We start from the raw sequence: 23,039 nt of genomic DNA, 5'->3' as shown, positions 1-23,039 counted from the left end.
GCCATTGGGCGGCTGTGCCATGTACGGATCGGCAGTCGCTGCAGCAGCGCCTGCCGATCCGTTCAAAGGCGGTAAATGATTTATATCATTTATCTGTTTTTGGTCAGCGCAGGCGCAGCACGAAACGTGCGGCCAGCGTGGCGATCAGACTCAGCACTGCGCCGAAGATGACGAAGTAGCTCACCGACAGCTTGTTGCCGGTGAAGTCGATCAGCCAGGTGATGATGAGGCCGGCGAAGCCGCCGAAGATGGTGACGGCGATGTTATACGCCAGCGACATGCCGGTGCCGCGCGTGGCCACCGGGAAGATGTCGGCCAGCAGGGCCGGCATGGAGGCGAAATACATGGTCATGAGCACGCCGATGACGGTCTGCAGCAACAGCAGTTGCAGGAAGCCCGGCGAGTTGGTCAGGAACACGAACATCGGATAGGTCAGCACGATGTACAGCGCGCTGCTGGTGATCATGAAGGGCGTGCGGCCGATCTTGTCGGACATCGCGCCCACCAGCGGCGAGCCGATGAACATGATCAGGCCGGCCACCGACATGGCGGCAAACGAGGACCAGGCCGGCAGGCCCAGCTGCTTGACCGCATAGGTCGGGATGTACAGCGACAGGTACACCGAGACGGTCGCCATGATGACGCTGCCGGCACCGATCAAGAGGCGCATCTTCTGGTGGGCGAAGGTATCGCGCAGGGGTGCATCGGTCTTTTCGCTGGATTCCTTGAACTCGGGTGCTTCATCCAGATGGCGGCGGATGTAGATGCCGGCCGGTGCGATCAGCAAGCCGAAGATGAACGGCACGCGCCAGCCCCACGAGGCCAGTTGCTCAGGTGTGAGCATGTTGTTGAGCACGGCGCCGAAGATGGCCGCCAGCAGCAGGCTGATGCCCTGGCTGGCCACCTGCCAGCTGGAGAAGAAGCCACGGCGATGCGGGGCGTGTTCCACCAGGAAGGCGGTGGAACTGCCGAACTCGCCACCGGCGGAGAAGCCCTGGATCATCTTGCCCAGAGCGATGCCGGCCGGTGCCAGCAGGCCGATGCTGGCGTAGCTGGGCATGAAGGCGATCATGGCCGTGCCGACCGTCATCAGCATGATGGACAGCATCAGCGCCGCCTTGCGGCCTGCGCGGTCGGAGTAGGCACCCAGCACCACCGCACCCAGCGGGCGCATGAAGAAGGACACGCCGAAGGTGGCGAAGGTCAGCAGCAGCGAGACACTGTCATCGCCGGTCGGGAAGAACTGCTTGGCGATGACCACGGCGAAGGCGCCATAGATGAGGATGTCGAACCATTCGAGCGCATTGCCGATGGAGGACGAGATGATCGCACGCCGCGCTTGCGGATGCGTGGTGCCGGCGCCAGGCGCCGCGGTGTTGCTGGTCATGGAGACTCCCTGATGGATACGTGGATGGAGGAGCAGCACGCCGTTCTGACCCTGGCGGAGCAGAAGGCTGCCTGGCTGTGTATGGATGGTTGTGGGCTCCCTGTGACGGCCGGGGCCGTTACAGCGGGCGAGGATAGGCGGCGCGATGCGGCACTGTCAAGGCGCAGTGCGGGGGATTATCAGGAGGCAGGACGCACACCTGATTTTGCGAAATCATTTTCTCGTTTCCAGTGCCTGCAGCCTCATGATGGCTCCCTGTTCTGCGCTTCCGTTTCCTTGAGCTTGCGCCACAAGGTCGTACGGCTGATCCCGAGATGGCGCGCAGCCGCGGCACGGTTGCCACGGAAGCGGCGCAGTGCAGCTTCAATGGCGTCAGCGTCGGGGACGATGTCGGACGTGGTCAGCTCATGGGGGGCCACCACTTCCGCCGTGTTTGACAGCAGCGGCTGCGCCATCCCCGCCAGTTCCGGCGCCACCCGCTGGATCAGCGCGGGTGTCAGCGCCTGCAGCGGCTCTGCGGCCAGGAACAGGGCCAGCCGTTCCATCAGGTTGCGCAGCTCGCGCACATTGCCCGGCCAGTCATACGCGGCCAGCAGTGGCGCACAGCGCAGCAGCTCCGCGCCCAGGTTGGCGTGCGGCCGCGCATCCAGTGCCGCCAGCGCATGCTTGAGATGCCATTCAGCCAGTGCGGCAATATCCTCGCGGCGCGCCCGCAAGGGCGGCAACTGCAAACGCAGTACGCTGAGCCGGTAATACAGGTCTGCGCGAAAACGTCCTTCACGCACCCGCGCTTCCAGATCGCAGTGGGTGGCGCTGATGATGCGCACCTGGACCGCAATGGGCCGCGTGCCGCCCACGCGCACGACTTCGCGCTCTTCCAGCACGCGCAGCAATCGCGTCTGCAGTGGCAGCGGCATCTCGCCGATTTCATCGAGCAGCAGCGTGCCGCGATGGGCCGCTTCAAAGACACCGGCCCGTCCGCCACGGCGCGACCCGGTGAAAGCGCCTTCCTCATAACCGAACAGTTCGGATTCCAGCAGCGATTCGGCCAGCGCGCCGCAATTGATGGCCACGAAGGGGTGGGCTGCCTGGGTCTTGCCCTGCATGCGCGGATGAGCACGATGGATGGCTTGCGCCGCCAGTTCCTTGCCGGTGCCGGTCTCACCCTGGATCAATACGTTGGCCGGCGAGCGCGCAAAGAGCGTGATCGACTGACGCACCGTTTCCATCACCTCAGAATCGCCTCGCAGATCCTTGAGGTGATGCCGTGCGCGCAGGCTGTCGGCCACCGGCAGGCTGGGGCCGCGCGTGCTTTCCAGTTGCGTCAGCCGCGCCAGTTCCAGCGCATCTTCAAAGGCCTGCCGCACCGTGGCCGAGGAGTAGAGGAAGATCCCCTGCATCCCCGCTTCCTCGGCCAGGTCGGTGATGAGCCCGGCCCCGACCACCGCCTGCACGCCGCCGGCCTTCAGTTCCTGCACTACGGCGCGCGCGTCTTCTTCGGTGGCATAGGTGCGCTGGGCAATGTCGAGTCCGAACATCTGCTGGAATTCGGTCAGGGCCGGCATCGCCTCCTGATAAGTGACCAGCCCGATGCGCGGGCTGATCTGGCGGGCACGGGCCAGTGCCTGCATCACGTCGAAGCCGCTGGCGCGCGCCACCACCACCGGCACCGGGAGGCGGCTCTTCAGATAGGCACCGTTGGAACCGGCCGAGATCACCACGTCGCAGCGCTCGCTGGCCAGGCGCTCGCGGATGGCGCGCACGGCCTCGTCGAAGCCCAGATGTATGGGCTCGATGTCGGCCACGCCGTCGAATTCCAGCGTGATGTCGCGGAAGAGTTCGGAGAGGCGCGACACGGACACGGTCCAGATCACGGGCTTGTCGGCCAGGCGGTCAGCGGGGGCAGGGCGTTTCATGGTGGGCGTTCGCGGCGTTTCGGTGAAACGTTAATGTAACACTGGTGAAACGGCCAGGGTTGTGGAACATCAACCCGACAGAAGGCGGGTACGCCCGGAGAGCGCACCGGAAGGGAAGCCTGCCAGCCTTGTCCGGCGCTGGTTTCAGACGATATGAAGGTTTTTTCATGCCTTGCGCCATGCAATGCTGCACTGCGATGGCACGGCCGTTGCAATGGTGAACGCACATGTCGCAGGACGGGTGTGATGCAGCCCCGCCCGCCGCAGTCAGGCAATCCCGACTTTCCGTATTCCAACCTCATCGAGAAGGTGTCCACCATGGCTCTCCACTCCGCAGGCGCAGCGTTCCGCCAGGCCGTCCAGGAAGAATCCCCCTTGCAAGTCATCGGCGCGATCAACGCCAATCACGCCCTGCTGGCCAAGCGTGCCGGCTTCCGCGCGATCTACCTGTCCGGCGGCGGCGTGGCTGCGGGTTCGCTGGGCCTGCCTGACCTGGGCATCTCCAACCTGGATGACGTGCTCACCGACGTGCGCCGCATCACTGACGTGTGCGACCTGCCGCTGCTGGTGGACGTCGATACCGGCTTCGGTGCCTCGGCCTTCAACGTGGCGCGCACCGTGAAGTCCATGATCAAGTTCGGCGCGGCCGCCATGCACATCGAAGACCAGGTCGGCGCCAAGCGCTGCGGCCATCGTCCCAACAAGGAAATCGTCACCAAACAGGAAATGGTGGACCGCATCAAGGCCGCCGTCGATGCCCGTACCGATGAGAACTTCGTCATCATGGCGCGCACCGATGCGCTGGCGGTCGAAGGGCTGGACGCCGCCATCGAGCGCGCCGTGGCCTGCGTCGAAGCAGGTGCCGACATGATCTTCCCGGAAGCCATCACCGACCTCGCCATGTACAAGCAGTTCGCCAATGCGGTGAAGGTGCCGATCCTGGCCAACATCACCGAATTCGGCTCGACGCCGCTGTTCACCGTCGACGAATTGAAGGGCGCCGATGTGGGCCTGGTGCTCTATCCGCTCTCGGCCTTCCGCGCCATGAACAAGGCCGCCGAAAACGTCTACCAGGCGATTCGCCGCGACGGCACCCAGAAGAACGTGGTCGATACCATGCAGACCCGCATGGAGCTCTATGACCGCATCGATTACCACAGCTACGAGCAGCGTCTGGATGCGCTGTTTGCCCAGCAGAAGAACAAGTAAAACATTACCGCAAGACCGAATACCCCCTTCCGATAATCAGTTTCGAGCCAATACAGACTACGAGGAGAACACGATGAGCGATCAGCAAGCCCCTGGTTTCAAGCCCAAGAAATCCGTTGCCCTCTCTGGCGTGACCGCCGGCAACACCGCCCTGTGTACCGTCGGCAAGACCGGCAATGACCTGCACTATCGCGGCTACGACATCCTGGACGTGGCCGACAGCTGCGAGTTCGAGGAAATCGCTCACCTGCTGGTGCACGGCAAGCTGCCGACAGCGGCCGAACTGCGCGCCTACAAGGCCAAGCTCAAGGCCCTGCGCGGCCTGCCGGCCAACGTCAAGGCGGCACTGGAATGGCTGCCTGCCGCGTCGCACCCGATGGACGTGATGCGCACCGGCGTCTCGGCACTGGGTTGCGTATTGCCCGAGAAGGATGACCACAACACCCCCGGCGCGCGCGACATCGCCGACCGCCTGATGGCGTCGCTCGGTTCCATGCTGCTGTACTGGTACCACTACAGCCACAATGGCAACCGCATCGAAGTCGAGACCGATGACGATTCCATCGGCGCGCACTTCCTGCACCTGCTGCACGGCGAGAAGCCTTCCGACGCCTGGGAGAAGGCCATGCACACCTCGCTGATCCTGTACGCGGAACACGAATTCAACGCCTCCACCTTCACCGGCCGCGTCATCGCCGGCACCGGTTCGGACATGTATTCGGCCATCACCGGTGCCATCGGCGCACTGCGCGGCCCCAAGCACGGCGGCGCCAATGAAGTGGCCTTCGAGATCCAGAAGCGCTACGACAACCCCGACGAAGCCGAGGCCGACATCCGCCGCCGCGTCGAGAACAAGGAAGTGGTGATCGGTTTCGGCCACCCGGTCTACACCATCTCCGACCCGCGCAACAAGGTCATCAAGGAAGTGGCGCGCAAGCTCTCCAAGGAAGCTGGTTCGACCAAGATGTTCGACATCGCCGAACGCCTGGAAACGGTCATGTGGGACATCAAGAAGATGTTCCCCAACCTGGACTGGTTCTCGGCCGTGTCCTACCACATGATGGGCGTACCGACCGCGATGTTCACGCCGCTGTTCGTCATTGCCCGCACCTCGGGCTGGGCGGCGCACATCATCGAACAGCGCATCGACAACAAGATCATCCGCCCCTCGGCCAACTACGTGGGACCGGAAGACCTGAAGTTCGTGCCGATCAGCAAGCGCAAGTAAGACCAAGCAAGACGAAGTGCCCGCGCAGTTGAGTCATCAGCGGATGGCGCGGGCATGAGGGGCAAGAGAGGGAGAGGGAGCAGCAAGAAGAAGGAAGCGGCGGCCGGCGCGTGTCGGCCGCCGCATTCCCCGGGACAGTGGCAGTGCGCAGGCAGATTTGTAACAAGCGTTACATGTGGTCGAGTCAGATGCAATAACTTGCTAAGATGCGGTCGGATCTTTTTCGCCCCCGCGTCCACCCCTGACTCTCCATGGATCATCCGATGATTGCTGCCATCGTTTCCCGCCGTCTTTCCGCATTGCCCCTGACTTCCTTCGCACTGGCCGGTGCCGTGGCTGTTGCCCTGTCCGCCTGTTCTTCCACGCCCGTGCCGGTCACCGAGACCAAGCCGGTGCTGCCGCAGCTGCTGCAGTCGCCCGCTGCCACACAGCCGAGCTGGGCCACGCAATTGAAGACCGGTGCCTTCAGCTGCGAGATGGGCAACAAGGTGGAAATCCGCATGGATGGCCGCGTGACCGATGGCGTCACGCTGGTGTGGAAGGGCAGCAGCTACATGATGAACCCGGTCAGCACCTCGACCGGTGCAGTGCGTCTGGAGAACAAGGGCGAAGGCCTGGTGTGGATCCAGATCCCGTCGAAGTCCATGCTGCTCAATTCCAAGATCGGGCAGCAGCTGGCCAACGACTGCCGCACGCGCTGACAACGCAGCGCCGCGCCGTCGTGCAGGTCTGACGTCGGCGCGTTCTTTCCACCTCGCATTTCCTCCTCCCTTGTCATGCCGATGGCGTCTTGCTGTCGGCATCGCTCCTGCTTGATTTGAATCATCGAAGACCGCTGATGCAAGCGGCGGATTCAGCCCCTCGTAAGATTCAGGTGCAAGACTGGTTTCATCGTCGCATGAGGGCCACGCATGGCAAACAGGTTTTTGCCCATGCACCAGAGCCACGCGACCATCGGCCTGCAAGGCACGCTGCGCAAGGCCGACAGCGGTTTTCAATTCGAGAGACATGAGGAGACGTCATGCAATACGAGGATTTCTATCGCCGTTCCATCGAGCAGCCTGAAGCCTATTGGGCAGAAGAAGCGCAGCGCATTCATTGGGACAAACCGTTCACCCGCACGCTCGATTATTCCCGCGCACCGTTTGCGCGCTGGTTCATCGGCGGCACCACCAATCTTTGCCACAACGCGGTGGATCGCCATCTGGGCGAGCGGCCGCATCAGGCGGCGCTGATCGCCATCTCCACCGAGACCAACACCGAACGCGTCTACGACTTCGCCGAGCTGCATCGCGAAGTGCAGGCCATGGCCGCCACCATGCTGTCGCTGGGCGTGCGGCGCGGCGACCGCGTGCTGATCTACATGCCGATGATCGCCGAGGCGGTCTTCGCCATGCTGGCCTGCGCCCGTATTGGCGCGGTGCATTCGGTGGTGTTCGGCGGCTTTGCCTCCAACAGCCTGGCCTCGCGCATCGATGATGCGCAGCCGACCCTGATCGTCTCGGCAGATGCCGGTTCGCGTGGCGGCAAGGTGATCCCGTACAAGGGTTTGCTCGACGAAGCAATCAACCTGGCGCAGCACAAGCCGCAGAAGGTTTTGCTGGTGGATCGCGGTCTGGCGGAGATGGCGCGCACGGCGCAACGCGACGTCGACTACGCGCCCTTGCGTGAACAACACCTGGACCAGCCGGTGCCGGTGGCCTGGCTGGAATCGAATGAAACCAGTTACGTGCTCTATACCTCCGGCACCACCGGCAAGCCCAAGGGCGTGCAGCGTGACGTGGGCGGCTATGCCGTAGCGCTGGCCTCGTCCATGCAGCACATCTTCTGCGGCAAGCCGGGCGAGACTTATTTCTGCACCTCCGATATTGGCTGGGTAGTGGGCCATTCCTACATCGTCTACGGGCCGCTCATTGCGGGCATGGCGACGGTGCTTTATGAAGGCTTGCCGATCCGGCCCGATGCGGGCATCTGGTGGAGCATCGTCGAGAAATACAAGGTCACGCGCATGTTCTCCGCACCGACGGCCATCCGCGTGCTGAAGAAACAGCCGGCCGAATGCATGGAGCGCTACGACACGTCTTCGCTCAAGGCCCTTTATCTGGCCGGCGAGCCGCTGGATGAAACGACGTCGAGCTGGATCTCGGGCGCGCTGAAGGTGCCGGTCATCGACAACTACTGGCAGACCGAATCGGGCTGGCCCATCATCTCGATTGCCAAGGGCATCAGCGACAAGCCGACGCGCCTGGGCAGTCCCGGGGTGCCGATGCCGGGCTATCGGCTGGCCATCCTGAACGAAGCGACCGGCGCGCCTTGCGCGGCTGACGAGAAGGGCGTGGTGGCCATTGAAGGCCCGCTGCCGCCGGGCTGCATGCAGACCGTCTATGGCGACGATGAGCGCTTCGTCAACACCTACTGGCGCAGCCTGCCGCGCGAGGTCTACTCGACCTTCGACTGGGGCATCAGGGACCAGGACGGTTACTACTTCATCCTGGGCCGCACCGATGACGTCATCAACGTGGCTGGCCATCGGCTGGGCACGCGCGAAATCGAGGAGAGCATCTCCAGCCATCCCAACGTGTCCGAAGTGGCCGTGGTCGGCGTGGAAGACAAGCTCAAGGGGCAAGTCGCGATTGCCTTCGCCATTCCCAAGCAGGCCGATGCGATTGCCACGCCCGAGGGGCGCCGTGCGCTGGAAGCGGAAATCATGGGCGTGGTGGACAAGCAGATTGGCGCAGTGGGCCGCCCGGCGCGGGTGTTTTTCGTCAGCGGCTTGCCCAAGACGCGCTCGGGCAAGCTCCTGCGCCGGGCCATCCAGTCCATCTGCGAAGGACGCGATCCGGGCGACCTGCCCACCATCGAGGATCCGGCGGCGCTGGAGCAGGTGCGGGCGGTCATCAAGGACTGACTCGCAATTCCATCATGAAGGCACGGCGTCCCTGCAGCGGAGCAGGGACGCCGTGCCTGGCGTAATTTGGTTACACTGACGGCTTTCGCTTTTCCACGATTGCGTCCCGCCCATGTCGCCCTCCATCCGCCCGGCCACCGCTGCCGATGCTCCCGCCCTCTGCGGCATCTACAACCATTACGTGCAGACCACCGTGATCAGCTTCGAGACCGAAGCGGTCAGCGTCGAGACCATGGCCGCGCGCATTGCCGATGTGCAGGCTGATTTCCCCTGGCTGGTCTTTGAAGAGCAGGGCGAGGTGCTGGGCTATGCCTATGCCAGCAAGTGGAAGCCGCGTGCGGCTTACCGGCACTCGGTGGAGAGCTCGGTCTACCTGCGCCACGATGCGGGCGGACGCGGCATTGGCAAGCAGCTTTATCGCGAACTGATTGCGCAGTTGAAGCCCCTGGGCGTGCATCTGGTCATCGGCGGCATCGCCCAGCCCAATCCGGCCAGTGTGGCGCTGCATGAGAGCGTGGGCTTCGTGGCCTGTGGCGTATTTACGGAAGTGGGTTACAAGATGGGACGCTGGATCGACGTGGGATACTGGCAACTCAAACTGCAAGAGGCCCAATGATGAGATCGACCCGAGCCGCCAGCGCCATCGAGCGCCTGAATGAACGTACCGAATCGCGCGAGTACTCCATGCTGCGCACCTCCGATGAACGTTTCATCCTGACCCGGCGCGTGGCCGGGCAGCCGCTGGAGAAGCTCAACGAGGCCATGGAGCTGGATGATTTCGTGCGCTTCGTCAACGCCCAGGGACCGCAGAAGGCCAAGCGCGTGAGCAAGCTGGATGTGCAGTTCGAGAAGAACATGCGCAACAAGAAGGAACAAACGCCACCTGAAGGTGGCGTTGAATAGTCTCTGGTACGCGCTTCAATGAAAAACGGCAAATGATATAAATCATTTGCCGTTTTTTTATGTCTGGCGGCGTGGGCGCTTCAGTCTGCGAGGGTGGCGATCACCGGTGCGTGATCCGAGGGTTGTTCCCACTTGCGCGGGACCTTGTCGATCACGCAGGCGGTGCAGCGCGGCACCAGTTCTTCGGACAGCAGGATGTGGTCGATGCGCAGGCCGCGGTTGAGGCGGAAGCCCATCTGGCGGTAGTCCCACCAGCTGTACATCTTTTCCGGTTGTTCGAAAAGACGATAGGAATCCGTCAGGCCCAGGGCCTGCAGCTTGCGGAAGGCTTCACGTTCCGGTTCGGAGACCAGCACCTGCCCTTGCCAGGCCACCGGGTCGTGCACGTCGCGGTCTTCGGGGGCGATGTTGTAGTCGCCCAGCAGGGCCAGGCGCGGGTTCTTCGCCTTTTCCTGGGCCAGCCATTCGTGCAGGGCGGCCAGCCAGCTGAGCTTGTAGGGATACTTTTCGGATTCCAGCGACTGGCCGTTGGGAATGTAGGCACAGACATAGCGCACGCCTTCGATGGTGGCGGCGATGATGCGCTGCTGTTCGTCGGGGAAGAGCGGGTTGTTCTTGACCACGTCGTTCATCGGATGGCGCGAGAGGATGGCCACGCCGTTGTAGGTCTTCTGGCCTGAGAACTCGACCAGGTAGCCGGCGGCGGCGATCTCGGCTGCGGGGAACTTGTCGTCGGTCAGTTTGGTTTCCTGCAGGCAGAGCACGTCGACCGGGTTTTCTTCCAGCCATTTCAGCACTTGCGGCAGGCGGACCTTGAGGGAGTTGACGTTCCAGGTGGCGATTTTCATGGGGACAATGCAGTGGTGAATCGGAGGCGGGCCGTGCGCATCATGGCCGATGCGTCGTGGACAACGGGCGACATCTTACCGCATTCACCAAGGCGGCAGGTTGGACGAGGTCGGCCGAGACCGAAGACTTCCCCCAAAACAGAAGGGGAAGGCCCTCGCAGACATTCCCCTTCGTTGTGCCATTGCCGGCCCGCAATCCGGGCCAAGCAATCAGATCCCGAGCATTACGCCGGCATCATCTGCGCATTCATCTGCACCTTGTCACCCTTGTCACCCGCCTTGCGACGACGATAGGCCGCGAAGCCGATCAGGCCCAGGCCGCCGATCATCATGGCGGTGGTCGAGGCTTCCGGGACCGGTGCCACGCTGATGTTGCCGGCGAAGCTGCCGCCCGCCGAGCCCAGCACGGTGCCGGCCACCGACAGGGTGTACAGGCCGGAAGTCAGGCCATTGGTGCGCAGGCTGAAGATCTGCAGGTCACCGCCGGACAGTTGGGTGCCGGTGTAGGTCTGGCCGTTGCCGCTCAGGGTGAAGCTGCTGATGCCCACGCGCGAGAGGCCGTCCAGGGCGATCGACACCATGGCCGAGGAAACCGACGCGCCGGCACCGCCGATGTTGAAGGTGAAGTTCTCCAGGAAGGTCTGGCCAGTGGTGCCATCGCCGAAGCGGGCGTTGAAGGTCGACGTGGCGTCGGTCCACACCAGCGTGCGCGTACGCTCCAGGTCCGCGGCGCCAGCCGAGGATGCCATGGCGACGAATGCGGACGCGACAAGGAAACTGCTCAACAGTTTTTTCATAAAAGACCTCTTTCCAGTTCGATTGATTGGTGGGTATTCGATTGGTATTTGATTGCGAAAGCACTGCAAGGGGGATAGCGATCCGACAGGTTTTTTTATTGGTGTTGGCGAGGCCGGAATCCTGTCTCTGTTTGTGATATTTGTTCATCGAGACGGAGTGAGAATAATGGAAAAATGCTAACGTTAGCAATAAATTATTACGCTTTTCCTGTCTCTCCTGTTGTGATGTAGGAATCCATGAAGCCGCGCCGGTAAAGGGTTTCCGACGAAGTATGGATTCTCTTGAGGCAATTAATTTGGATGCGGAAACTAAGTTTTTAGGGAAACATGAACTCCTTCTCATGAGCTGAAAAACAGGACGAAATTTGCGTCAGAAAAAGTGACGCATGAACATATTCGGGAACTATTTACGCAAGGGAAGCGCGGCCGTAATGCTGAGGATCACGCGAAAAAAATTCGCAAGGAAGTCCAGCTCATCCGTAGAGAAAAAGTGCGCTGTGCGCAGAGCGCGCTTAAGCGGAACTTGACGGCCCTTGACTACACCACAGCGCGGGTGCAGTAGCGGCAAGCGAGGACATCAGAAGACAACGAAGAGAAGAAGAGAAGAAGAGAAGAAGAGAAGAAGAGAAGAAGAGAAGAAGAGAAGAAGAGAAGAAGAAAAATCGGGAGAGCAGGTACGGCAGCGCCGCTACCTGAAGCCGGGCAACGCGCCGGCTTCGGGCAGGGAGGAGAAGTGGCTTACTTGAAGCGATAGCTGACCGCCACGATGGCGGTGTCATCGGTGTGGCGGCGCACCAGCGGACTGTCGGCCACCGCGTTGTCCAGCCATTTGCGGCGCAGGTGCAGGTTGAGGTGCCAGTCGCCGGTCAACGGGACATCGGCGGCCAGGCCCAGGGTCGGGCTGGTGGAGGCACCGGCGCTGTACTGGCGCAGGCCGCTGGCGGCCGCTTCGCTGGAAGTGACGCCGACGAAGTAATCGTTGTAGCTGCCGCTGCGGTATTCGACGCCGAGCTGCGGATAGAGGGTCACCGGACCCAGGTCGATCTGGGCCGCATAGATGGCCTCGGCCAGGGTGCCATGCGACTTGTTGAAGTCACGGAAGACGTTGAGGAAGAAACCGCCGATGGGCGTTTCCTGATAGGTGCCGATGCCGAGCGGAATCGGATCCGAACGGCGCTGCAGGCCCCGCTGGGCATCGAAACCGTCCAGGCTCACGCGCCCGGCCAGTTCCAGATAGCCGTAGCCCATGCGCACCGTCTTGACGCCGAAGGTGTCGAGCCGGGCAAAGAAGCGCCCGTAGTCGGCATAGGCATAGGGCAGGACGTGGTTGCTGCGGTCGGCATCGGGGCCGTTGCGGTCGACGCGGTAGACGCCTGCGCCGATGTCACCGGTGAGACGGTCCTGCAGTTGCAGGGGATCGGACGTGGCGGTCGCGGGAGCGGCTTGCTGAGCCAGAACGGGGAGGGCGCAGCAGGCCAGCGTGAGCATGGCGAGTATGTTTTTCATGATGGGCAGTGGAGTGGGGGGAGCAAGCGGCATTGTAGCGGTCAGCGGGGCGCTGCGGCATCCGCTCACGAAAATGGCCTGCCGCGCAGGCAGGCCATGGCTGTCATGGGCAATTGGCGCCGGACGCAGGCGGCCCGGCACGGTTCAGTGCATCAGGACTGCTGCAGGGTCGGGTAGTCGGTATAGCCTTCCGCACCGCCGCCATAGAGCGTGGCCTGGTTGATCTCGGCCAGCGGTGCGCCGGCCTTGAAGCGTTCCACCAGATCCGGATTGGCGATCCACGGGCGGCCGAAGGCGACCAGGTCGGCAAGATTGCGGTCGCGTGCCTTCACGGCCATCTCCAGGTCATAGCCATTGTTGGCGATGTAGATGCCCTTGAAGAGATCGCGCAGGATCTGCAGGTCGAAGCCACCTTCGACTTCGCGCGGGCCGCCGGTGGCGCCCTCCACCACGTGCAGGTAGACCAGCTTGTAGCGGTTCAGCTGCTCCACCACATAGCTGAAGAGGGCCTTGGGATCGCTGTCGGCGATGTCATTGGCCGGGCTGATGGGCGACAGGCGGATGCCCACGCGCTCGCTGGGGATCACCGAGGTCACCGCTTCCACCACTTCCAGCAGCAGGCGGGTACGGTTCTCGATGCTGCCGCCGTAGTTGTCGGTGCGCTGGTTGGTCTTGTCACGCAGGAACTGGTCCAGCAGGTAGCCGTTGGCGGCGTGGATTTCCACACCATCGAATCCTGCCTGCAGGGAGAGTTGCGCAGCGATCTTGTATTGCTCGACGATGGCGGGCAGTTCAGAGGCATCCAGTGCGCGCGGTTCCTCGAAAGGCTTGAAACCGCTCTCGGTGAAGGCATTGCCTTCCGGCTTGATGGCCGAGGGCGCGACCGGCAGCGCGTTGCCGGGCTGCAGGTCAGGGTGCGAGATGCGGCCCACGTGCCACAGCTGCAGGAAGATGCGGCCGCCCTTGGCGTGGACGGCGTCGGTGATCTTCTTCCAGCCGGCCACGTGCGATTCGTTGTAGATGCCCGGGGTCCAGGCGTAACCCTTGCCCTGTGGCGAGATCTGGGTGGCCTCGGCGATGATCAGGCCGGCACCCGCGCGCTGGGCATAGTATTCGGCCGCCAGTTCGGTAGGCACGTCGCCCGCCTTGGCACGGCTGCGGGTGAGCGGCGCCATGACGATGCGGTTCTGCAATTGCACCGCACCCAGTTGCATGGGCTTGAAGAGGTCACTGTGAAGATGGGCATTGGTATTGGCGTTGGTCATGCTGATCCTTTCTTGTTGGCATTCGTTGGGATGAACTGCGTCGACCTTGCTACCGACCACGGCGGGGGCGGCAGTGTTCCGGAAAAAGTTCACAGTCTAGAGGGGAACGCGCAGCCTTGCAGGCGGTCGCTGCGGCTTTGCTGGTCAGCAATGTTCAGCGTGAGACCTGGTCCAGCCAGGGCCCCAGGCGGGTCTGCGCATCCTGGCGCGCAGCACGGTTGGCCTCGACCGACTGGCGTGCACGGCCCGGGTCGTCGAAGTCATGCGTGGCTCCCGCATAGAGCGTCACCACCGGCGGCGGTGCCTGGCGCAGGCGGATGGACTGGCGCAGGACGCGCTCGCAGGTCAGCGGCGAGACTTCCTCGTCGGCGCTGCCCAGCAGCACCTGCATCGGTTTGTCGAACTCGGGGTGGGACGACAGCAGGGCCTGCTTGCCGCATCCCGGATAGAACACCAGCGCGGCGGCGAAGGAGGGCGCATCGTCCGCCGGCCGCGCAGCCTGGCGCTGCATCACGTTCAGTGCCGTGCTGCCGCCATTGGACCAGCCTTGCAGCATGATGCGGCGGACATCGACTTCGCTGCGCGTGGCCAGCCATTGCAGCGCTCCTTCCGCATCCAGCGGCCGAACGGTGAGTTCATTGACGGCGGCGCGTTCGGGCGCACCATGCGTATGGCGGCCAAAGCCATGGGCCACGCCGCGCGGCCCGAAACTGTCCACCAGCAGGACCACGTAGCCGCTTGCCAGCCAATAGCGCGTCCAGTCCAGATGGCGGGCGGTCAGCGTGCTGGCATCGCAGGGCGAGGGGATGGCCGGGCCGATCTGCGTGCATGCCGCATTGACGCGGGAGGAATACAGGCCGGCGCGCCCGTGCAACAGCACGATGGCCGGATGCGGGCCGGCACCGAAGGGATCGTAGAGATAGCCGGTGAGGGTGGTTTTACCGTCAGATGAAGGAAAACGCACGGTCTGTGCGGGCGGCATCGGCGCGTCTTGCGCCATGGCCGGTCCCGGCAGGATCAGTCCAGGGCTGGCAACCAGCAGTAAAAAGATGAAAAAAAACCACCGCAACACGGCGTGCTGCGGTGGTCTTGCCAGGGCGGCGTCCGGGGCGGTCCGCGACAGGAGAGTGGTCATGGCGTGGCCGGTTCCGTCTCCGTGCCGCAGGCCCATCAGGCGCGTGCCGACTTGGCGCGCGCCTGGTTGAGCAGCCAGGTCGTCAGCAGCGGCACCGGGCGGCCGGTGGCGCCCTTGGCCGCGCCGCTCTTCCAGGCGGTGCCGGCGATGTCCAGGTGGGCCCAGGTGTACTTGCGGGTGAAGCGCTCCAGGAAGCAGGCTGCCGTCACGCTGCCGCCGGGCTGGCCGCCGATGTTGGCGATGTCGGCGAAGTTGGACTTCAACTGCTCCTGGTAGGCGTCCTGGATCGGCATGCGCCAGGCGGTATCGCCGCTTTCCTTGCCGGCCGCCAGCAGGGCGTTGGCCAGCTGGTCGTGGGTGTCATCCTCGCGGGTGAACAGGCCCGTGTTGTGATGGCCCAGGGCCACCACGCAGGCACCGGTCAGGGTGGCGATGTCGACCACGGCAGCCGGCTTGAAGCGTTCCACATAGGTCAGCGCGTCGCACAGGATCAGGCGGCCTTCGGCGTCGGTGTTCAGGACTTCGATGGTCTGGCCGGACATCGAGGTGACGATGTCTCCCGGCTTGGTGGCGCGGCCCGAGGGCATGTTTTCGCAGGTCGGGATGACGCCGATGACGTTCAGTTTCAGGCCCAGTTCGGCGATGGTACGGAAGGTACCCAGCACCGAGGCGGCACCGCACATGTCGTACTTCATCTCGTCCATGTTCAGACCCGGCTTGAGGGAGATGCCGCCGGTGTCGAAGGTGATGCCCTTGCCGACCAGCACCACGGGTGCATCCTTGGCCTTGCCGCCCAGGTGCTTCAGGACGATGAACTTGGGCGGCTGGTCGCTGCCGTTGGTGACCGACAGGAAGCTGCCCATCTTGAGCGCTTCGAGCTGCTTGCGCTCCAGCACTTCCACGCCCAGCTTGAATTCCTTGGCCAGTTTCTTGGCGGTCGTGGCCAGGTAGGTCGGGGTACAGACGTTGCCGGGCAGGTTGCCCAGTTCCTTGGTCAGTGCCATGCCGTTGGCCAGCGCCACGGCCTCGCCCAGGGCGGCCTTGGCGGCAGCGCCTTGCTCGGCGGCGACCAGCAGGGTGATCTTCCTGACGCCGGTGGGCGCCGGGTCCTTCTTGCTCTTCATCGTGTCGGAACGATAGACGGCGTCACGGCCGGCCAGCACCACGGTGCGGATGGCCCAGTCCAGGCCACGGCCCTTGATGCCATCGAAGGGCAGGGCCAGGGCGGCATCGTCACAGCCCAAGGTGGCCAGGGCGCGCACCAGGCCGCCGCTGGCAGCGGCAAAGTTCTTGTCAGCGCCCTCGTCTTCGTTGCCCAGGCCCAGCAGCACGATGCGTTCGGCGGCGATGCCGGTCACGCCGCGCAGCAGCAGGGTCGAGCCCGGCTTGCCGGAAATGTCGCCCGACTTCAGCGCGGCGCTGATGGCGCCCAGCTTGTCGAGGGCACCGGCGGCCTTGGACAGCTTGCGGTTTTCATAGATGCCAACGACCAGTGCGCCGGTCTTTACGCCCGTCAAGGCGTTTTTTGCGTCCAATGTTTTTGTGCTAAAGTCCATCGTTCGTCCTTTATATGAATTACTTGGCGATTATAGAGCCCATTTCGTCGCGACGCGCGCATGAGTTCTGTCAGGTGAGCCAGCCTCGCACACGATGCCGGGCACCGGCCATCCCTACAACGATCCCGACACCAGAAACCAAGCCAGCATTCCCATGATTTTCCAACGCGCCCTACGACGCGAACTGACCAGCACCGCAGGTGGGGTCTTCACTACGCTGTTCACCATCACGCTGACGGTGATGCTGATCAAGATCCTCGGCCAGGCCGCAGGCGGCCAGGTTGCGTCGCAAGACGTGCTGGCCCTGATCGGCTTCCAGTCGCTGAACTACATGCCCATCATCCTGATCCTCACCGGTTTCATCTCGGTGCTGCTGGTGATGACGCGCAGTTACCAGGATTCCGAGATCGTGGTCTGGTTCGCCTGCGGCATGTCGCTCACGCGCTGGATCGGGCCGGTGATTCGCTTCGGCTGGCCCATCGTGGCCCTGGTGGCGGCGCTGTCCTTCGTGGTGACGCCCTGGGCCAACGAACAGAGCAGCGAATACCGCAGCCGCTTCGAACAGCGCGAGGACATCGCCCGCGTCTCTCCCGGCAAGTTCCAGGAGTCGGCGGCGGCCAACCGGATCTTCTTCGTCGAGGGTATTTCCGGCGATGCCTCCAAGGTGCGCAACATCTTCGTCAATACCATCAACGCCGACGGCAAGAACAGCGTGGTCGTCGCCAAGGAAGGCGAGACCCAGATCGATCCTGATGGCGAGAAGTTCGTGGTCATGAACAAGGGCCGCCGTTACGATGGCTCGCCCAGCCTGCCGGATTTCCAGATCGTCGATTTTGAACGCTATGGCCTGCTGATCGGCAACCAGTCGCAGAGCGCCGCCGGCGAACGCTCGGCGCGCGCCTTGCAGATGAAGGAACTGCTGGCCAAGCAGGACGGCTATGCGCGCGGCGAACTGCTGTGGCGCATCGCCCTGCCGCTGATGGCGCTGGCGCTGATGCTGCTGGCCATTCCGCTGTCCTTCGTGAACCCGCGTGCCGGCCGTTCGCTGGGGCTGCTGGTGGCCTTGCTGCTGTTCGTCGTCTACTCCAATACGGTCAGCGTGTTCCAGGCTTCGGTGGCGCAGCAGCGCATGAGTTTCGTGATGGCCTGGTGGCCGGTCCACCTGTTCGTGGTGGCGCTGATCGTGGGCATGTTCGTCCTGCGCCTGAACATCAATCATCCCTATCACCCATCCCGGATGTGGAGCCGAGTGCGCCGCGCCCTGACGTTCAAGCGCGAGGCCTGAGATGAGAGTCATCCAACGTTATTTCACTGCCGAGATCACCCGCTCGGTGCTGTTCGCACTGGCGGCCTTCCTGGCGCTGTTCGCCTTCTTCGAGATGATGGGCCAGCTGGAGCAGGTCGGCCGCAATGGCTACAAGCTGCAGCAGGCGGTGTTCTATGTGCTCATGGGCTTGCCCGGCAATGTCTATGAACTGATGCCGACGGCGGTGCTGATCGGTACCATCTACACGCTCTCGCAACTGGCGGCGCGCTCGGAATTCACCATCATGCGTGTCTCCAGCATGTCCACCGGCATGGCGGCCAAGGTGCTGCTGCGCATCGGTGTGGGCTTTGCGGTGCTGACCATCGTGTTCGGCGAACTGATCGCGCCCAAGGCGTCCGAGTGGGCCGAGAAGCTCAAGCTGCAGGCGCAGGGGGCATCGATGTCTTCGCAGTTCCGCTCGGGCATGTGGGCCAAGGACGTCATCAAGGACAACGGCCTGGAAGGCAACGTCACCGGCAGCCGCTTCATCAACATCCAGACCGTGCAACCGGATGGCCGCATCGAAGGTGTCAAGCTGTACGAGCTCGATACCGACTTCCACATGGCGCGCATGGTCGTGGCCAAGGATGGCATCTACGAGGGCAATCATCAGTGGCTGCTCAACGACGTGGTGCAATCGGACTTCGTCGGCGGCAAGGACCGCAAGATCACCGAGCCGGTCAAGACCGTGAAGCTGCCGCAGCTGAAGCTGGTGTCGGAAGTGACGCCGGAAATTCTCTCGGTGCTCTTCGCCGATCCGGACCGCATGTCGGCTTATGACCTGCTGGCCTACACCAAGCATTTGGAAGCCAACAATCAGCGCACCGACCGTTACGAAATCGCGTTCTGGAAGAAGATCGTTTATCCGCTGTCGATCTTCGTGATGCTGGCGCTGGCCTTGCCGTTTGCCTACCTGCATTTCCGTGCCGGTGGCGTGAGCCTGAAGATCTTCACCGGCATCATGATCGGCGTCTGCTTCCAGCTCATCAACAGCCTGTTCTCCCATCTGGGTCTGCTCAATACCTGGCCGGCCTTCATGACCGCAGCCTTGCCCAGCCTGCTGTTCATGGTGCTGGCCATTGGCGCGCTGTGGTGGGTGGAACGGACCTGAGTCCGTCCTGCGATTTCGTTTATTTAGCCTGAAAGACTGCTGCACATCATGAGCCAAGCCACCTCCCAAAGCCTGATCCTGTTCGCCCACGGCGCTCGCGACCCTGCCTGGGCTGCGCCTTTCGAGCGCCTGCGCGCGCTGACGCAGGCGGCCATGCCGGGGACCAGCGTGGAGCTGGCCTTTCTGGAACTGATGCAGCCGGACCTGCCGACCGTGGCGGCGCGGCAGATTGCCGCCGGCAGCCGGCGCGTGACTGTCATTCCGGTATTCCTGGGGCAGGGCGGCCACGTGCGCCGTGATCTGCCGGAACTGCTGGAGCAATTGCGCCAGGCGCATCCGGGTGTGGACGTGCGCACCGTCGCTGCAGTTGGCGAGGATGAGGCGGTGTTGCAGGCGATTGCGGCGTATTGCGTGGGGACGGTCAATAGCTGATCCGGCGGTCAGCACTCCTGGATGCGACGATGGCCCGGAAACGGGCCATCTTTTTTTGCCGGGGCGTGAGCGCTTCAGAACAGGCGAGCGCCGTTGGGCACGGCCTGGTCGGGCTTGAACAACACTACCTCGCCCTGGGCGTCAGGAAAGCCCAGCGTCAGGACTTCCGACATGAACTTGCCGATCTGACGCGGCGGGAAATTCACTACCGCCGCCACTTGGCGGCCGACCAGTTGCTCCAGCGTGTAGTGGGTGGTGATCTGGGCACTGCTCTGGCGCACGCCGATGCCCGGGCCGAAATCGATCTTCAGTTTGAACGCAGGCTTGCGTGCTTCAGGGAAGGCGTCTGCGGCGATGATGGTGCCGATGCGTATATCGACCTTGAGGAAGGCCTCGAAATCGATGGCAGCAGCTGCAGGGGCGGCAGGGTCGTGGAGCAGGTGCATGAGCTTCAGTCCCGATCCGCCAGCGCCGGCCCGATCATCACCAGCACCGGCCCGCTGCAGGCCTGCAGTCCGGCTTCCAGGCCGGCCAGTTGCAGATGGTAGATGTGCTCGTCAGGACGGCTGCAGTTCTCCACCACCACGACCGGCGTATCGGGCGCATGGCCCAAAGCCAGCAAGCGCTGCGCAGTGGCCGTGGCTTCGCGTCCGCCCATGTACTGCACCAGCGTATCGCCATTGGGCATGCGCACTTCATCCGGCTCATCCACGCCCGTGCTGGAAGTGAACAGCGAGACGCTGCGCGCAATCCCGCGCCGCGTGAGCGGACGCTTGGCGGCGGAGGCGGCTGCCAGTGCGGCAGTAATGCCGGGGACGATTTCGTAAGGGATGTGGTTGGCTTCAAGCGCCCGCATCTCTTCATCGGCACGGCCGAAGAGCATGGGGTCGCCGCCTTTGAGGCGCACCACGCGGCGGTACTGCTGCGCGGCTTCGACCAGCTTCTGGTTGATGACGGGCTGGGCCGTGGAACGTTGGCCGCTGCGCTTGCCAACCGACACCTGCACGGCGTGCGGGCACAGGGCGAGGATCTCTTCGGTGACCAGGGCATCGTGCAGCACGATGTCGGCCTGCGCCAGCAGGCGCGCAGCGCGTACCGTCAACAGGTCAGCGGCCCCGGGGCCGGAGCCGATCAGCCACACCATGCCCGGATGCTCCGGGCTGGGGGCGGGTGAATCGGAAGAAGGTGAAGTCGCTGCCTGTTGGGTGGCCATGGCCTGGTCGAAGAGACGATTGCGGATCGAAGGAAATTCAGTCGATCCGAATCATACCAGCGGCCACCGTCTGGTGGCTCACTTCGTCGATCAGGATGAAGGCACCGGTGGCACGGATGTCCTGGTAGGCATCGGCCGCGATGGGCTGCTGCACGTTCACGCTGATGCGGGCGATGTCATTGAGCTTGAGCGTATCGGCGGGACGGCGTTCCTGGGTGTTGATGTCCAGCAGCGTATCGACCTTGGCCACGCGCGCCGCCACCTGCTTGGTGGTGTGCTTGAGCCAGTACTTGCGGCGCAGGTCCAGCGGTTCTTCGGAGAGCCAGCACACATCCGCGTTGACAGTCTTCAGGATGGTGGAGGGCTGTGCCTCGGCTGCCAGCAGGTCGCCGCGCGAGATGTCCAGGTATTCGTCCAGCAGGAGGGTCACTGACTGGCCGGCCGTGGCCGATTCCAGTGAACCGTCCAGGGTCTGGATGTCCTTGACGGTGGCGCTCTGGCCGCTGGGCAGCACTACCAGCTTGTCACCCTTGGCCACCTTGCCGGCTTCGATGCGGCCCATGTAGCCACGGAAGTCATTGGCTTCATGGCCGTTGTGGCGCGCCACCAGCTGCACCGGGAAGCGGAAGGCTTCCTCGTGCGCATCTTCATACACCGACAGCGACTCCAGCAGGGTGATCAGCGTCGGACCCTGGTACCAGGGCATGCGCGCGCTGGCCTCCACCACGTTGTCGCCGGCCAGCGCCGACAGCGGGATGGGGTGCACATCCTTCAGGCCCAGTTGTTGCGCGAACTGCTGGTAAGCGCCGACGATGCGGTCATAGACGGTCTGGTCGTAGTCCACCAGGTCCATCTTGTTGACGGCCACGATCACGTGCTGGATCTGCAGCAGATGGGCGATGGTGGAGTGGCGCTTGGTCTGGGTCAGCAGTTCCACGCTGCCATCCTCGCCCAGCTTCACCTTGGACACGTCCACCAGGATGATCACGGCGTCGGCAGTCGAGGCACCGGTCACCATGTTGCGGGTGTACTGCTCATGGCCCGGGGTGTCGGCGATGATGAACTTGCGCTTGGGAGTGGCAAAGTAGCGATAGGCCACGTCGATGGTGATGCCTTGCTCGCGCTCGGCTTCCAGGCCATCGGTGAGCAGCGACAGGTCCACCGTGTCGCCCACGGTACGCTTGTGCTTGGCGCGCGAAATGGCATCGAGCTGGTCGGCGAAAATGCCCTTGCTGTCGAACAGCAGGCGGCCGATCAGGGTGCTCTTGCCATCGTCCACGGAACCGGCGGTGATGAAGCGCAGCAGGCCGCGTTCGTGCGGTTGCGCGGAGGCCTGGGCCAGTTGTGCTTGGGTTGCGGCGGCGTTCATCAGAAATATCCTTCCTTCTTGCGTTTTTCCATCGAGGCTTCGGACGTCTGGTCGTCCATGCGGGTCGCGCCGCGCTCGGTAATCTGGGTCACTGCGGTCTCGGCGATGATGGCTTCCACGGAAGCGGCATCGGAAGACACCGGGCAGGTGCAGGAGATGTCGCCCACGGTACGGAAGCGCACGACCTGCTTCTCCACGGTCTCGCCTTCGCGCGCCGGGGTGAGGTCGGTGAGCGGCACCAGCAGGCCATTGCGCGGAATCACCTCGCGCTCATGGGCAAAGTAGATCGAGGGCAGGGCCAGCTTTTCGCGGGCGATGTACTGCCACACGTCCAGCTCGGTCCAGTTCGAGATGGGGAAGACGCGCATGTTCTCGCCCGGATGCACGCGGGTGTTATACAGGTCCCACAGCTCGGGGCGCTGGGCCTTGGGGTTCCATTGGCCGAATTCGTCGCGGAAGGAAAAGATGCGTTCCTTGGCGCGGGCCTTTTCTTCATCACGGCGCGCGCCGCCGATACAGGCGTCGAACTTGAATTCTTCGATGGTTTCCAGCAGCGTCACGGCTTGCGCGGCGTTGCGCGAATCGGTTTGCGGGTTGCGCAGGCGCACGGTGCCGCGCTTGATCGAATCTTCCACCGAACGCACCACCAGGCGCTCTCCCAGTTCAGCGGCGCGGCGGTCACGGAATTCGATGACTTCCGGGAAGTTGTGGCCGGTGTCGATGTGCACCAGCGGGAAGGGGAACTTGCCGGGACGGAAGGCTTTCTCGGCGATGCGCAGCAGCACCACCGAGTCCTTGCCGCCGGAGAACAGCAGCGCCGGGTTGCTGCACTCGGCCGCGACCTCGCGCATGATGTGGATGGCTTCCGATTCCAGCCAGTCGAGGTGACGGTTGCTGGCGTTGTCCAAAAAGAGGGTGTCTACCGCAGTGTTCATGCCGGACCTTCCGAT

General features: G+C 63.4%; 22 protein-coding genes. 10 read left to right on the top strand and 12 right to left on the bottom strand.

Annotated features, from left to right (window positions below):
• Positions 1 to 103: 103 nt before the first annotated feature.
• Both ACWFUC_RS21655 and prpR read right to left on the bottom strand, forming a co-directional pair.
• Complete coding sequence (locus ACWFUC_RS21655) at positions 104 to 1,387, bottom strand: MFS transporter (RefSeq protein WP_121042112.1); 1,284 nt, start codon at positions 1,385 to 1,387, stop codon at positions 104 to 106.
• 242 nt (positions 1,388 to 1,629) lie between these two features.
• Positions 1,630 to 3,303: a propionate catabolism operon regulatory protein PrpR gene (gene prpR, locus ACWFUC_RS21650; RefSeq protein WP_489623245.1), complete on the bottom strand. Its 1,674-nt coding sequence runs from the start codon at positions 3,301 to 3,303 to the stop codon at positions 1,630 to 1,632.
• 318 nt (positions 3,304 to 3,621) lie between these two features.
• On the opposite strand from prpR, the gene prpB reads away from it, so the two are divergent.
• The 6 genes from prpB (at position 3,622) to ACWFUC_RS21620 (ending at position 9,551) form a co-directional block, all read left to right on the top strand.
• Positions 3,622 to 4,512: a methylisocitrate lyase gene (gene prpB, locus ACWFUC_RS21645; protein ID WP_121042346.1), complete on the top strand. Its 891-nt coding sequence runs from the start codon at positions 3,622 to 3,624 to the stop codon at positions 4,510 to 4,512.
• A gap of 73 nt (positions 4,513 to 4,585) precedes the next feature.
• Positions 4,586 to 5,740 carry a bifunctional 2-methylcitrate synthase/citrate synthase gene (prpC, locus tag ACWFUC_RS21640; RefSeq protein WP_039784877.1) on the top strand — a complete coding sequence of 385 codons (1,155 nt, stop codon included), beginning with the start codon at positions 4,586 to 4,588 and terminating at the stop codon, positions 5,738 to 5,740.
• Between the two features lie 263 nt (positions 5,741 to 6,003).
• A complete protein-coding gene (locus ACWFUC_RS21635; RefSeq protein ID WP_209583748.1) occupies positions 6,004 to 6,441 on the top strand; it encodes a hypothetical protein in 438 nt (145 codons plus the stop codon).
• Between the two features lie 320 nt (positions 6,442 to 6,761).
• Positions 6,762 to 8,648 carry a propionate--CoA ligase gene (locus ACWFUC_RS21630; protein ID WP_489623244.1) on the top strand — a complete coding sequence of 629 codons (1,887 nt, stop codon included), beginning with the start codon at positions 6,762 to 6,764 and terminating at the stop codon, positions 8,646 to 8,648.
• A gap of 112 nt (positions 8,649 to 8,760) precedes the next feature.
• Positions 8,761 to 9,264: an arsinothricin resistance N-acetyltransferase ArsN1 family B gene (locus ACWFUC_RS21625; protein WP_034330172.1), complete on the top strand. Its 504-nt coding sequence runs from the start codon at positions 8,761 to 8,763 to the stop codon at positions 9,262 to 9,264.
• On the top strand, positions 9,264 to 9,551 hold the full coding sequence (locus ACWFUC_RS21620; protein WP_134224130.1) for a hypothetical protein: 288 nt from the start codon (positions 9,264 to 9,266) through the stop codon (positions 9,549 to 9,551). The genes ACWFUC_RS21625 and ACWFUC_RS21620 overlap by 1 nt, the downstream gene beginning before the upstream one ends.
• An 80-nt stretch (positions 9,552 to 9,631) precedes the next feature.
• Here the strand turns inward: ACWFUC_RS21620 and xth are convergent, their stop codons facing one another.
• On the bottom strand, positions 9,632 to 10,399 hold the full coding sequence (xth, locus tag ACWFUC_RS21615; protein ID WP_034330165.1) for an exodeoxyribonuclease III: 768 nt from the start codon (positions 10,397 to 10,399) through the stop codon (positions 9,632 to 9,634).
• Between the two features lie 224 nt (positions 10,400 to 10,623).
• Entirely contained in the window at positions 10,624 to 11,196 is a 573-nt protein-coding gene (locus tag ACWFUC_RS21610) for an FxDxF family PEP-CTERM protein (protein ID WP_489623243.1), read from the bottom strand.
• Positions 11,197 to 11,729: 533 nt separating this feature from the next.
• On the opposite strand from ACWFUC_RS21610, the gene ACWFUC_RS21605 reads away from it, so the two are divergent.
• Positions 11,730 to 11,942: a hypothetical protein gene (locus tag ACWFUC_RS21605; protein WP_489637328.1), complete on the top strand. Its 213-nt coding sequence runs from the start codon at positions 11,730 to 11,732 to the stop codon at positions 11,940 to 11,942.
• Here ACWFUC_RS21605 and ACWFUC_RS21600 read toward each other — a convergent pair.
• The 4 genes from ACWFUC_RS21600 to ACWFUC_RS21585 form a co-directional block, all read right to left on the bottom strand.
• On the bottom strand, positions 11,935 to 12,702 hold the full coding sequence (locus tag ACWFUC_RS21600; protein ID WP_489623241.1) for a MipA/OmpV family protein: 768 nt from the start codon (positions 12,700 to 12,702) through the stop codon (positions 11,935 to 11,937). The genes ACWFUC_RS21605 and ACWFUC_RS21600 overlap by 8 nt on opposite strands.
• 152 nt (positions 12,703 to 12,854) lie before the next feature.
• Positions 12,855 to 13,967, bottom strand: a complete 1,113-nt coding sequence (locus tag ACWFUC_RS21595; protein ID WP_489623240.1) for an alkene reductase — start codon at positions 13,965 to 13,967, stop codon at positions 12,855 to 12,857.
• A gap of 154 nt (positions 13,968 to 14,121) precedes the next feature.
• The gene (locus tag ACWFUC_RS21590) at positions 14,122 to 14,967 is read right to left on the bottom strand and encodes a dienelactone hydrolase family protein (RefSeq protein ID WP_489637327.1); all 846 of its coding nucleotides are present in this window, start codon (positions 14,965 to 14,967) and stop codon (positions 14,122 to 14,124) included.
• Between the two features lie 170 nt (positions 14,968 to 15,137).
• Positions 15,138 to 16,658, bottom strand: a complete 1,521-nt coding sequence (locus ACWFUC_RS21585; protein ID WP_134136089.1) for a leucyl aminopeptidase — start codon at positions 16,656 to 16,658, stop codon at positions 15,138 to 15,140.
• A 154-nt stretch (positions 16,659 to 16,812) separates the two neighbouring features.
• On the opposite strand from ACWFUC_RS21585, the gene lptF reads away from it, so the two are divergent.
• The 3 genes from lptF to ACWFUC_RS21570 are packed head-to-tail and all read left to right on the top strand — an operon-like array spanning position 16,813 to position 19,507.
• Complete coding sequence (lptF, locus tag ACWFUC_RS21580; protein WP_489623238.1) at positions 16,813 to 17,943, top strand: LPS export ABC transporter permease LptF; 1,131 nt, start codon at positions 16,813 to 16,815, stop codon at positions 17,941 to 17,943.
• A gap of 1 nt (position 17,944) precedes the next feature.
• Positions 17,945 to 19,075 (top strand): LPS export ABC transporter permease LptG, encoded by a 1,131-nt coding sequence (lptG, locus tag ACWFUC_RS21575; RefSeq protein ID WP_489623237.1) that lies wholly within the window; start codon positions 17,945 to 17,947, stop codon positions 19,073 to 19,075.
• A gap of 48 nt (positions 19,076 to 19,123) precedes the next feature.
• Positions 19,124 to 19,507: a sirohydrochlorin chelatase gene (locus tag ACWFUC_RS21570; RefSeq protein WP_034335076.1), complete on the top strand. Its 384-nt coding sequence runs from the start codon at positions 19,124 to 19,126 to the stop codon at positions 19,505 to 19,507.
• Between the two features lie 74 nt (positions 19,508 to 19,581).
• Here ACWFUC_RS21570 and ACWFUC_RS21565 read toward each other — a convergent pair whose 3' ends face one another.
• The 4 genes from ACWFUC_RS21565 to cysD are packed head-to-tail and all read right to left on the bottom strand — an operon-like array spanning position 19,582 to position 23,024.
• Entirely contained in the window at positions 19,582 to 19,953 is a 372-nt protein-coding gene (locus ACWFUC_RS21565; RefSeq protein ID WP_121042096.1) for a tRNA-binding protein, read from the bottom strand.
• A 5-nt stretch (positions 19,954 to 19,958) separates the two neighbouring features.
• A complete protein-coding gene (gene cobA, locus ACWFUC_RS21560) occupies positions 19,959 to 20,720 on the bottom strand; it encodes a uroporphyrinogen-III C-methyltransferase (RefSeq protein WP_489623236.1) in 762 nt (253 codons plus the stop codon).
• A 37-nt stretch (positions 20,721 to 20,757) separates the two neighbouring features.
• Complete coding sequence (locus ACWFUC_RS21555; protein ID WP_489623235.1) at positions 20,758 to 22,089, bottom strand: sulfate adenylyltransferase subunit 1; 1,332 nt, start codon at positions 22,087 to 22,089, stop codon at positions 20,758 to 20,760.
• Positions 22,089 to 23,024 carry a sulfate adenylyltransferase subunit CysD gene (cysD, locus tag ACWFUC_RS21550; protein ID WP_034335061.1) on the bottom strand — a complete coding sequence of 312 codons (936 nt, stop codon included), beginning with the start codon at positions 23,022 to 23,024 and terminating at the stop codon, positions 22,089 to 22,091. The genes ACWFUC_RS21555 and cysD overlap by 1 nt, the downstream gene beginning before the upstream one ends.
• Between the last annotated feature and the right edge of the window lie 15 nt (positions 23,025 to 23,039).

It is taken from the genome of Herbaspirillum sp. Her4 (genome assembly GCF_057961335.1).
This window is presented reverse-complemented; position numbering and strand designations above follow the sequence as displayed.

Bases quoted from the DNA above. Each gene is read 5' to 3' on its own strand.
- ACWFUC_RS21655 (WP_121042112.1), bottom strand. From the start codon at position 1,387: ATGACCAGCAACACCGCGGCGCCTGGCGCCGGCACCACGCATCCGCAA.
- prpR (WP_489623245.1), bottom strand. From the start codon at position 3,303: ATGAAACGCCCTGCCCCCGCTGACCGCCTGGCCGACAAGCCCGTGATC.
- prpB (WP_121042346.1), top strand. From the start codon at position 3,622: ATGGCTCTCCACTCCGCAGGCGCAGCGTTCCGCCAGGCCGTCCAGGAA.
- prpC (WP_039784877.1), top strand. From the start codon at position 4,586: ATGAGCGATCAGCAAGCCCCTGGTTTCAAGCCCAAGAAATCCGTTGCC.
- ACWFUC_RS21635 (WP_209583748.1), top strand. From the start codon at position 6,004: ATGATTGCTGCCATCGTTTCCCGCCGTCTTTCCGCATTGCCCCTGACT.
- ACWFUC_RS21630 (WP_489623244.1), top strand. From the start codon at position 6,762: ATGCAATACGAGGATTTCTATCGCCGTTCCATCGAGCAGCCTGAAGCC.
- ACWFUC_RS21625 (WP_034330172.1), top strand. From the start codon at position 8,761: ATGTCGCCCTCCATCCGCCCGGCCACCGCTGCCGATGCTCCCGCCCTC.
- ACWFUC_RS21620 (WP_134224130.1), top strand. From the start codon at position 9,264: ATGAGATCGACCCGAGCCGCCAGCGCCATCGAGCGCCTGAATGAACGT.
- xth (WP_034330165.1), bottom strand. From the start codon at position 10,399: ATGAAAATCGCCACCTGGAACGTCAACTCCCTCAAGGTCCGCCTGCCG.
- ACWFUC_RS21610 (WP_489623243.1), bottom strand. From the start codon at position 11,196: ATGAAAAAACTGTTGAGCAGTTTCCTTGTCGCGTCCGCATTCGTCGCC.
- ACWFUC_RS21600 (WP_489623241.1), bottom strand. From the start codon at position 12,702: ATGAAAAACATACTCGCCATGCTCACGCTGGCCTGCTGCGCCCTCCCC.
- ACWFUC_RS21595 (WP_489623240.1), bottom strand. From the start codon at position 13,967: ATGACCAACGCCAATACCAATGCCCATCTTCACAGTGACCTCTTCAAG.
- ACWFUC_RS21590 (WP_489637327.1), bottom strand. From the start codon at position 14,967: ATGGCGCAAGACGCGCCGATGCCGCCCGCACAGACCGTGCGTTTTCCT.
- ACWFUC_RS21585 (WP_134136089.1), bottom strand. From the start codon at position 16,658: ATGGACTTTAGCACAAAAACATTGGACGCAAAAAACGCCTTGACGGGC.
- lptF (WP_489623238.1), top strand. From the start codon at position 16,813: ATGATTTTCCAACGCGCCCTACGACGCGAACTGACCAGCACCGCAGGT.
- lptG (WP_489623237.1), top strand. From the start codon at position 17,945: ATGAGAGTCATCCAACGTTATTTCACTGCCGAGATCACCCGCTCGGTG.
- ACWFUC_RS21570 (WP_034335076.1), top strand. From the start codon at position 19,124: ATGAGCCAAGCCACCTCCCAAAGCCTGATCCTGTTCGCCCACGGCGCT.
- ACWFUC_RS21565 (WP_121042096.1), bottom strand. From the start codon at position 19,953: ATGCACCTGCTCCACGACCCTGCCGCCCCTGCAGCTGCTGCCATCGAT.
- cobA (WP_489623236.1), bottom strand. From the start codon at position 20,720: ATGGCCACCCAACAGGCAGCGACTTCACCTTCTTCCGATTCACCCGCC.
- ACWFUC_RS21555 (WP_489623235.1), bottom strand. From the start codon at position 22,089: ATGAACGCCGCCGCAACCCAAGCACAACTGGCCCAGGCCTCCGCGCAA.
- cysD (WP_034335061.1), bottom strand. From the start codon at position 23,024: ATGAACACTGCGGTAGACACCCTCTTTTTGGACAACGCCAGCAACCGT.